Genomic DNA, 10,668 nt, shown 5'->3' with positions numbered 1-10,668 from the left:
GGATGACCAATTTTTTATCAGTTCTAAAGCGATTTGTACTGAAACATAAAATTAAGGTTTCGGTTTTTCTGATAGTATTCTTGTTATGGTTGTTCTGTTTGCCCAAGGAGCTTTTTAAAGAGCCTACTTCAACCGTTGTGACAAGTTCGGACAATGTTATGATCGGGGCGCGAATCGCAGATGATGGCCAATGGCGATTTCCCCAAATCGATTCTATCCCAGAACGTTTCAAACAAAGTATTTTGCTGTTCGAAGATGAATATTTCTATAGACACCCAGGGTTTAATCCTATTTCCATTTTCAACGCTATAAAACACAACTTAACAAAAAATACACGCCGAGGAGGTAGTACCATTACACAACAGGTTATCCGTCTAAGTAGAAAAAACAAAGGACGGACTTATTTTGAAAAGTGCATCGAAATCTTCATGGCCACACGATTGGAGTTTCGCCATTCCAAAGAGGACATTCTAAAACTATATGCCACATATACCCCTTATGGAGGTAATGTAGTTGGTTTGGAAACCGCTTCTTGGCGCTATTTTGGAATACCTGCGCATGAATTGAGCTGGGGGCAATCCGCTACTCTGGCCGTACTTCCCAATGCGCCTTCATTAATTTTTCCCGGGAGAAATGACCAGTCGTTATTAATAAAACGGAACAGACTGCTCAAAAAACTATTGGATGAAAAATATTTTGACCAAACTACATACGAACTTGCTATTTCCGAACCCTTGCCGCAACAACCAATACCTCTTCCAAACAATGCACCGCATTTAACGGAACGCATTAAAAAGGAGCATAAGGGCGAACGTATACAAACATCTATCGACAGGTATTTACAAAATCAAGCAAATTATGTTGCAGAACGCCATTACCAACGACTAAAAAGTAATGAAATTCACAATCTTGCTATTTTAGTGTTGGATGTTGAAACTCGGAAAGTACTAAGCTATATAGGGAATTCTGCTTCTGGGAGACAACATGGCAACTATGTGGATATCATCACAAAAAATCGAAGCACAGGAAGTACTTTAAAACCTTTCCTTTTCGCATCGCTCATGCACGAAGGGCAATTGTTGCCAAATACTTTGGTCAAAGATGTTCCAACAGTAATCAACGGTTATAATCCAAAAAACTTCAATAAGAAGCACTCAGGTGCCGTACCCGCAAGTAGGGCTTTATCGCGATCGCTCAATGTTCCTGCAGTTCGATTGTTACGAGAATACGGACTTCAAAAATTTTATAACAAGCTCCGCAAAATGAATATGCACTCATTGAACAAACCTGCGGGGCATTATGGGCTATCATTGATTTTAGGTGGAGCTGAAAGCACATTATGGGACGTTACCAAAACCTACGCCTCAGCTGCATCGACCTTAAATTACTTTATATCGAATTCCAGCACATATCGTACCGATGAATTTTTAGAACCAAGCTATCTTTTTGAAAGTGAAAACGACTTTGGTGAACAACAATTCAATCCGCCCGTTCTAAATGCCGGATCGTTGTACCATACTTTTAAATCTTTACAAGAAGTCAACCGCCCAGAAGGAAATGAAAACTGGCAATTTTTTGATTCTTCGCAGCGTATCGCCTGGAAAACGGGCACCAGTTTTGGTTTTAAGGATGCTTGGGCCGTAGGCGTAACTCCAAAATATGCCATTGGGGTCTGGGCAGGGAACGCAGATGGCGAAGGTAGGCCTGGATTAACAGGTATTACGGCAGCCGCACCTATTTTATTCGATATTTTGGATGTACTTCCAAATAGTGGTTGGTTTCAGCAACCTTTTGATGATTTGTCAGCACTTGAAATCTGCTCCCAAAGTGGATATCGTGCTTCTGCTTTTTGCAACAGTACCAAGCAAGAACTTTTACCCATACATGGAAAAAAAAGCATCCAATGTCCTTATCATCATCAGGTTTTTTTGGATAATTCAGAAGCATATAGGGTAAATTCCGAATGTTATCCCTTGGAAAATATGATAGCAAAGAATTGGTTTACATTGCCTCCGGTAATCGAGTATTATTATGCCGCTTCAAATCCAAATTATAAACCATTGCCAAATTTTCTACAGGGATGTTCGACTTCAGAAACAAGGCTAATGGAATTTATATTCCCAAAACGAAATGAAGAAGTACTTCTTCCCAAAGATTTGGGCAAAAAAACTACTGAGGTCATTTTCAAGTTGGCACACCAACAAAATGAAAGTGCTGTCTACTGGTATTTGGATGAGCGCTATGTTGGTATGACCACAAGTTTTCATGAGCTCATTTTGGATGTTACACCAAACGATTATACACTTACCGCCGTAGATGATAAAGGCAACCGTATTGAGCAAAAAGTTTCTATACGATTGGCTTCTGGGGGGTAATCATCCCGATCCAAAACGCACAAAAATAGCTTCTATTCAATTAATTTATGCGTGTACATCATTCATTATAGCCCTTGGTGTTATCGATGAAATCGAGCGAAGTCAAATTATCATCAATACTAAAAGAATTACCGTGTCCGAGCAGTACAAACCTCATTTTTTGGACTATCTCAAGAAAAATTCACTGGACTGATCCATCAACTTTGATCAAGTGGTAATATATTATATCAAGTAAAATCCTTTGCCAATGAGCAAATCAATTTATCTTACGTTTTCTGAACCAGAGGTCTTCTAGACTCATGTTCAGTGTTACAATGTGATAGTTTTCTTTTACAAGTATGTTCTGAACCTGCCCTTTTGAGCCATAGCCATATGATAAGTTCAGCATAGAGTTGTTGTCCCTCTCAATTGGAAGTCCTATACCGCCCGTTATGCTGTAACCATCTATTTTTGTATCGTTTATAGCCAAGTAACCGTTGTCATAGTTAAAACCGGCCCTAAATCGTATTCTCTCCGCATATTTGTAACTAGATCTATTTTTAGCATATTCCAATCCAAATGCATAAATATCCTGGTCTGCATATTCACCTATATTCTCTTGCTGTCCGGTACTGGACCAATAGTTTTTCTTGTAGTCGGCACTTAGGATAAACGAGTTTAAGATTGTACCACTTACTCCAAGACCAAATTCCAAAGGCATTTTAAAGTCTGCCGCCGTGTCCGCTTCCTCATCTTCTACGGTAATCTCTGAAGCATCCAAGGTTTTGAGCACCGAACGCTTTAAATTCCCATTCAAACTAGTTGGAAACTGAACGGTACTTCCCAAAGTAAACTTATCGGTAATATCGTATTGTATTCCAAGACCCAAACGTATGCCACTATAATTGGTTGTTTCGGTCAATTGAAAAGCGCTATTGTTGATTATGAACGCTTCATTTTCCTCTATATTTCCAAAAAGAAAGGAAGTACTTACCCCCAATCGTAATTTCTCGATTACACTATAACCAATATTCAGTCTAAGGTCGCTTAATCCCCCTAATCCTGTTACGCTGCTTTCAAATGTTTCACTGGAACCTTCAATATTGGTCTGTAAACCTATCAACGAGTATCCTACATCGCTATAAGGAACCATAGTAATTCCAGCTCCCAACCCTTCTGTAATGCGAAAAGCAAACGCCAAGTTGGAAAAGTTCAACGTAGTCTTTCCATCATCGGACATCTCGTTGCTGATGTAATCATACTGGCCCCTGACCCCAACATCATAAAAAAAAGAGTTTTGAGGGGTCAACGCATAATTGGAAGAGTTTAAATTATTGATTTCGGTTTCTGTCTTTAATCCAATACCCGTATAACCCATACCATTGGACCTTCCTATACTGGTCTGGTTGATGACCCCTAAACCGTAAAGTGAATAGGGAGAGCTGGTCAATCCTTCTGATTGGGCAAAGGTATAATTTGTCCAAAGTGTTATTCCTGTTAGGGTTGTAAACAGTATTACTTTATTCATTTTCATCATAAACGGCATAGGTAAGTTCCAATGTGGTTTGGTAATCAGGACTGGTATTTCCATTCAATACAAACCTGTCAACAGTGGTATTGTAATCGTCAGGCAAAAGGATAAGTGCTTCGTCCGTATCTCTTTCTGCCCTTAACAGTTCTTCGATATAACTGCCCAATGATATTTCGTAATAGATATCGTTGAATTCTTGACCATCGGTATTAAGTACCGCCACCACAGGCGAAGTGCTTGCGACCAGCAATTGTCCTGTTAAGTCGTTGTTCTGATCAACGATATAAACTGATAGATTGTCCCTCAATATTAATTCATCGTTATAAGCACCCTCTGTTGGCTTTATTTTGAGAACGGCATCCAAAATGGTGCCTTGCCCCGGAATATCATAGATAGATTTAATGTGGGGAAACTGTATTCTTGTTGCAATGCCTATACCCGATTGTATGTAGCTTTGATTTTCTGATTCGGAGCTACTCAGATTTATTTCTTGATCCGTAAGACTAGCTAAATAGTCGTTTGGATTTTCCGCAGTAATCTGGTTAAAGAAGGGAAGTGGGGAATCAAAAGTGTTAACACTAAAATCTGTAAAATACTGTTCTTGGTCGTTTTCTTCCGAAATACTAAAATAAAGCCTCATGATACTTGATTCCAATAAAAACCCTAAAACCGAACCGTTGTTGGTTTCGTCCGGTATAAATGCAACACCCTTTAAGTATTCCGTGAATTCATCGGAATTTGTAAGTGTTTTGTCTTGTAAACCTTCAAATAAAGCAATTCCAAAATCATCGTTCAATTTGATTTCAATCGAATCTGTTTGCAAAGGTCTAGGTGAAAAGTCAATATAGCCCAAGTCTTCATCGGCGTAGGCAATTGTACTGGAATTGTAAAAGTTTTCATCATCCTCAGGCTTCATTTGCTCAGTGAGCTCCTTGATATGAATACCATTGGTCTGTAATGTATCGTTGTAGTAATACTCGTCGTATTTAAGGTAAAAAACAATACTGTCATATTCGGCCTCGGTATCTATAGTATAGGTCGATGGGAGTAATTCTGCGTAGCTTGAACTCTGCACCGTACCAAATACAGAATCAGTATATTTTCCTATCAACATTCGTGTTGTCGTTGCGGTTATTATACTATCAAATTTCATGGTCGATGTTTCAACCGTTAGAGTATCCACCAACAACACCCGTATATTACTGTCTGTAAATGCTTCGCCAGCAACAAAATCGGAATTCAGGTTATCTTCACTACAAGCCAAAAGCACCAATAGCAATATTCCCAACACCCCTATAATTCTAAGCATATTCTAATGTTTTGGGTAAATGTAAATGGAGACCCCGAGCATTAAAACCAGAATAGACCAAACCCAGATCTTACAAGATAAAAGGGCTCATTTTCAATACAAAAGTTAAACTTTATGTTGGTAGATTACATAGGCAGGTTCATAGGTTAAAAAGCCGACTTTATCTATTTTGGTTTTAAACTGGAAATAAGCTTTATAGTTTTGACAATCAATTAATCTTAACTATATGGAAAAATCAAGACAGTCACTTAAAATAGTATTTCTTTTAAGTCTATCATTTATTTTCTTAACAGGTTGTTCAAATGATGACGACGACGATGATGATTTGGGCAATTGGATCAACCGCTCGGTATTTGATGGAAGTCCACGTAGTAGCTCAGCAAGCTTTACCATAGACAATATTGGTTATATAGCAGTAGGATATGATGGAGACGATTATCTTAATTCTGTTTGGTCCTATGACATGGACGGAGATTTCTGGTCACAGAAGGCCGATTTCCCTGGAGTAGCAAGAAATGCAGCGGTAGGTTTTGAAATTAATGGAACTGGTTATGTAGGCTCTGGTTATGATGGACTTGATGAGTTAGGAGATTTTTACTCCTATGACCCAAGTTCAAACGCATGGACAGAGATTGCTGCATTACCCTCAACTACAAGGAGGAGCGCTGTAGCTTTTGGTATTAATGGGTATGGCTACTTTGGAACTGGGTATGATGGCGAAAACGACCGCAAAGATTTTTGGAAATATGATCCCGCAACCGATACATGGTCAGAACTTGTTGGGTTTGGTGGGAATAAAAGAAGAGCTGCTACCACTTTCCGTATAGGCGACTTAGTCTACTTGGGAACAGGGGTGTCCAATGGAAGTTATTTGGAAGATTTTTGGGTTTTTGATGCCGCAACGGAAAGTTGGACGAAAAAGCTGGATTTGGACGAGGAAGACGACTACTCGATTACAAGAAGTAATGCCGTAGGTTTTGCTATAAACGGTTACGGCTATATCGCCTGCGGCGAGAGCAGTGGTACTTTGTCCTCCGTATGGGAATACGACCCTTCTACGGACACTTGGGAAAACAAGACCAATTTTGAAGGTACTACAAGACAAGATCCGGTCGCATTCTCAAATTCATCAATGGCTTTTGTGGGCCTTGGCCGAACCGGCAGTCTATATTTGGATGATTTTGACGAATTCTTTCCGTTTGAAGAATATGATGAAGATGATTAAAGTTTTTAGGGTTGGATTTTTTTTAATTGAATGAACGGGGCTGTTCCGCTGAGGCGGCCAGCCCCGTTTAAGTTAAAATAGACACAAATGAAATCATTAACTAAAAAACTTATTATAATTTCTGCTGTATTCGCTATGGGATTGTTTTTTTTGATGGCCATAGATTCTTGGCCAAAGGAGAAAACCCAAGAACAAGTTTTAAAATCAAAGGTCATTATAGTAGATGGAGGTTTTGGTTATCAAATCTATAATAAAAAGAAGCTAATTATTGAACAGAATTTTATTCCGGCTATTTCTGGAAAGAAACCATTTGTATTGGCCAAAGATGCACAACTGATTGCCGACTTGGTCGTGAAAAAACTCTCAAACGGCGAAAGTCCAATAATTTATAAGGAAGAAATGGACAAACTCAATATTGAGCTATAGTGGCATAAAGACAGTCAGTGGACATTACAAAAAAACATACCTATCAGTTTTCCCTCCATTTTTTTTTATGGCTAGTGCTATCCATCCTATTGTTTTACCCTTTTATTTCAGAGCCAAGGCCTATACCTCCAGATGTACCCATACGTTTTGTTGTTGTAATTTCACTGTTCTATTTCAACTATTCTTTTCTGGTTCCAAGACTCTTGCTAAAAAATCGTACAGCTATTTACATCATTGTTTCTCTCTTTATAATTCTTGGGATTATTTTCTTAAAAGAAAGGTATTTTCCTTTTCGTCCCCCTGAAAATATTCCACCCTTTCCACAAGATCGCCACGCTTTCTACATGTCAAGGCAATTTTTTATGTCCATCGTTGTTTTTAGTGTTCCTTTTGTCACCAGTACCGCATTAAGGATTTACATTGAATGGCGAAGGAATGACGATTTGCGCAAAATAGTGGAAAAGGAAAAAATCAATTCGGAGCTTCAGTTCCTAAAAACACAATTGAATCCACACTTTCTTTTCAACTCATTAAATGCCATCTATTCCCTTTCAGTAAAGAATTCTCCCGATACATCCGATGCCATTATCAATATATCTGAACTCATGCGCTATATGTTGTACGAAGCAGATAAGGAGTTTGTTCCGTTGGGAAAAGAATTGGAATACATCCAAAATTACGTAAGGTTACAGCGAATTCGACTTTCCGATAGCGAAAACGTAGTCCTTAAAATTTCCGGTGAAGATAAAGGGAAGTCAATACCGCCCTTACTTTTTATCTCCTTTATCGAAAATGCCTTTAAATATGGTACCGATTTCAAGGGAAGGACAAACGTTAAAATAAACCTTTTAATTGAAAAAGAGTCCATACACCTGTACGTAATGAATAAAATAGGAGCATTTCGAAAAAAAATAGAAAGTTCAGGGGTTGGATTGGCCAATATAAAAAACCGCCTGACACTTTTATACCCCGATTCGCATGATTTAACAGTACAAGACGATGGTGTAAACTATGAAGTAAACCTAATCTTAAAATTGTAATTATGAAATGTATAATTATCGATGATGAACCTTTGGCAATAGATCTTTTGGAAGGCTACTGTGACAAAATGGGCTTTGTTGAAGTGATTGGCACTTTTACCAATCCACTTAATGCCATTTCCATAGTAAAAGAAGGTAATATCGACCTTATTTTTTGCGATATCGAATTACCGCAAATAAGCGGTGTTGATTTTATAGCATCCTTGGAGAACCGTCCATTAGTCATATTTACGACCGCATATTCACAATATGCTGTTGAAGGTTTTGAATTAAATGCCGTTGATTATTTGGTAAAGCCCATTCCTTACCATCGTTTTATAAAAGCTGTTTCACGAGCAAAAGAACTATTGACAAAAAAAGAAAAACCTGCCAAGGCCAATGTATTTCCTTCCTATGGGGCAAAGAACGAAAGTCAAAAATTCATTTTTGTAAAGTCAGAGCATGAAAGTGTCAAGATAAACCTGGATGAAATTCAATATGTTCAAGGTCTTAAGGATTATTTAAAAATCCATATAGCGGGATCCAATAAAACTATCCTGACATTGTTAAACTTCAAGGAAATGCTTGATAAATTGCCACAAAACCAATTTATACGCGTGCATAAATCTTTTCTTGTCAATATAAATTTTATACAGAGTGTCCAGAGAAACCGAATTGTAATCGATGACATTAGAATACCAATTGGAGAAAGTCATAAGACACAACTCTTTTCTTTTTTGGGATTATAAAAATTCTCTCTTTATAAAAAAGTAGTCTGAAGGAACTGTAATGGTTTGAGGAAATCATCCTTAACGTAAGCTCTTGGAATTAAAAAATTCAACTATAGAGTCTTGGGAACAAGAAATGTTTCAAGTTTTAGACTAGTAAAAAAGATAAAATTTTACTTCTTCCTCATGAAAATAGTAATGGGCACTCCGCTAAAATCAAAGTTTTCCCGAAGCTTGTTCTCCAAAAAACGTTTATAAGGTTCGCGCACATATTGTGGTAGATTACAGAAAAAAGCAAACTGTGGGTATGGTGTGGGCAATTGCGTACAAAACTTAATTTTCACATACTTTCCTTTGTAGGCTGGCGGAGGTGTGTTCTCAATAATGGGCAACATGATATCGTTCAATTTTCGGGTCACGACTTTCTTTGAACGATTTTTAAAAACATCCACTGCAGTTTCAATGGCTTTAAAAATACGTTGCTTGGTCAGCACCGAAATAAATAGAATGGGTACATCATCAAAAGGTTCTATTGCCTTTTTTATCTTCTGGGTGTATTCTTTTACAGAATTGGTTTCCTTTTCTACCAAATCCCACTTATTCACCAAGATTACCACGCCTTTATTGTTGCGTTGTGCCAACCAAAAGATATTCTGCACTTGTCCGTCAAATCCTCTTGTAGCATCTACCAATAAAACACAAACATCACAATGTTCAATAGCCCTAACGGAGCGCATTACAGAGTAAAACTCCAGATCTTCCTTTACCTTGGCCTTTCTTCGAATCCCCGCAGTATCGACTAGATTAAATTCAAATCCGAACCTATTGTATTTGGTATCAATACTATCACGTGTGGTCCCCGCAATATCTGTAACAATGTAACGGTCTTCACCAATTAGCGCATTAATGAAAGAGGATTTACCTGCGTTTGGTCTGCCCACTACCGCAAATCGCGGCAACTCACTTTCTTCTTCCTCAATTTCCGGAAGTTCTTTGACCAGTGCATCCAATAGCTCTCCTGTCCCACTTCCGTTTATACTCGACAAGGTAAAATAGTCACCAAGACCCAAAGCATAAAACTCTACAGCATCCGCTTCACGTTGGGCATTGTCTACCTTATTTATGGCAAGAAAAATAGGTTTATTGACCCTACGCAATAATTTGGCTACGTCTTCATCCATTCCCGTTACCCCAGATTCCACATCTACCATAAAAATAATGGCATCAGCTTCGTCTATGGCAAGTTCAACTTGTTTGTCAATTTCTTGCTCAAAAATATCATCGCTCCCCAATACATAACCTCCAGTATCAATAAGCGAGAATTCCTTTCCGTTCCAATCACTTTTCCCGTAATGGCGGTCACGTGTTACGCCGCTAACAGCATCCACAATAGCTTCTCGACGTTGAATAAGTCGATTAAAAAAAGTGGATTTACCCACGTTTGGTCTTCCTACAATTGCAACGATAGCACCCATCAGCATGAAATTTTGGCAAAAATACCACTATTTATGAAGAAAAAAATGATATCTTCTTTAATCAATTTCAATACGTTATGAATGATCTAGGTAATGAAATCGTGTTACGCCCCAGGTTCGATATATCATTGGATTCCGACCTTGAACCTTTAATGGAAATTTTTGACAACACCGAACAAGAACAATTATTGGTCAAACGATTGGATGAGCATATTTATATTCGATTTAAAAAAAAGGATACTACGTTTTGGTCTCCCCAACTTCATTTGGAACTAACTTCTTTTGAAAAAGGGATTAGCCGTATACATGGGGTTTTTGGCCCAAATCCTACGCTTTGGACGTTTTTTATGTTCTTACATTTTGGCATAGGTACACTTTTTATAATTCTAGGAGTTTTTGCCTATTCTCACTACGCTTTGGGCCACAATATTACGCTTTGGTTGGTTGGAATGGTGTTTTTAGTACTGATATGGTTTGCGCTATACGCATTTGGAAGACTTGGAAAATCTAAAGGGAAACCACAAATGAAACAGCTAAGGAATTACCTGAACGAATTGATTTCCGATTTTGATAAAAAGTAAAAGGTATGGCCCGCAGACCA

Annotated in this window: 9 protein-coding genes; 6 read left to right on the top strand and 3 right to left on the bottom strand. The window is 38.2% G+C overall.

Annotation, left to right across the window (positions count from 1 at the left end):
• Positions 1-2: 2 nt before the first annotated feature.
• Positions 3-2,375, top strand: a complete 2,373-nt coding sequence (gene pbpC, locus LV716_RS11045) for a penicillin-binding protein 1C (protein WP_163417789.1) — start codon at positions 3-5, stop codon at positions 2,373-2,375.
• Positions 2,376-2,631: 256 nt separating this feature from the next.
• On the opposite strand, the gene LV716_RS11040 is transcribed toward pbpC, so the two are convergent.
• On the bottom strand, positions 2,632-3,882 hold the full coding sequence (locus LV716_RS11040; RefSeq protein ID WP_233759118.1) for a hypothetical protein: 1,251 nt from the start codon (positions 3,880-3,882) through the stop codon (positions 2,632-2,634).
• A complete protein-coding gene (locus LV716_RS11035) occupies positions 3,875-5,194 on the bottom strand; it encodes a DUF4270 family protein (RefSeq protein ID WP_163417787.1) in 1,320 nt (439 codons plus the stop codon). Before LV716_RS11035 ends, LV716_RS11040 begins: the two co-directional genes overlap by 8 nt.
• 226 nt (positions 5,195-5,420) lie before the next feature.
• Here LV716_RS11035 and LV716_RS11030 point away from each other — a divergent pair, with 226 nt between their 5' ends.
• The 4 genes from LV716_RS11030 (at position 5,421) to LV716_RS11015 (ending at position 8,613) form a co-directional block, all read left to right on the top strand.
• The gene (locus LV716_RS11030) at positions 5,421-6,419 is read left to right on the top strand and encodes a kelch repeat-containing protein (protein WP_163417786.1); all 999 of its coding nucleotides are present in this window, start codon (positions 5,421-5,423) and stop codon (positions 6,417-6,419) included.
• Positions 6,420-6,506: 87 nt separating this feature from the next.
• Entirely contained in the window at positions 6,507-6,845 is a 339-nt protein-coding gene (locus LV716_RS11025; RefSeq protein WP_163417785.1) for a DUF4907 domain-containing protein, read from the top strand.
• A 362-nt stretch (positions 6,846-7,207) separates the two neighbouring features.
• Positions 7,208-7,885, top strand: a complete 678-nt coding sequence (locus tag LV716_RS11020) for a sensor histidine kinase (RefSeq protein WP_233759117.1) — start codon at positions 7,208-7,210, stop codon at positions 7,883-7,885.
• Between the two features lie 2 nt (positions 7,886-7,887).
• Positions 7,888-8,613 carry a LytTR family DNA-binding domain-containing protein gene (locus LV716_RS11015; protein ID WP_163417783.1) on the top strand — a complete coding sequence of 242 codons (726 nt, stop codon included), beginning with the start codon at positions 7,888-7,890 and terminating at the stop codon, positions 8,611-8,613.
• 152 nt (positions 8,614-8,765) lie between these two features.
• Here the strand turns inward: LV716_RS11015 and der are convergent, their stop codons facing one another.
• Positions 8,766-10,067 carry a ribosome biogenesis GTPase Der gene (gene der / locus LV716_RS11010; RefSeq protein ID WP_163417782.1) on the bottom strand — a complete coding sequence of 434 codons (1,302 nt, stop codon included), beginning with the start codon at positions 10,065-10,067 and terminating at the stop codon, positions 8,766-8,768.
• Between the two features lie 77 nt (positions 10,068-10,144).
• On the opposite strand from der, the gene LV716_RS11005 reads away from it, so the two are divergent.
• Complete coding sequence (locus tag LV716_RS11005; protein ID WP_163417781.1) at positions 10,145-10,648, top strand: GTP-binding protein; 504 nt, start codon at positions 10,145-10,147, stop codon at positions 10,646-10,648.
• The last annotated feature ends 20 nt before the right edge of the window (positions 10,649-10,668 follow it).

It is taken from the genome of Flagellimonas sp. HMM57 (genome assembly GCF_021390175.1).
GTDB lineage: Bacteria > Bacteroidota > Bacteroidia > Flavobacteriales > Flavobacteriaceae > Flagellimonas.
Note: the sequence above shows the minus strand (reverse complement) of the source record. Positions and strands in the feature narration are given on the sequence as shown.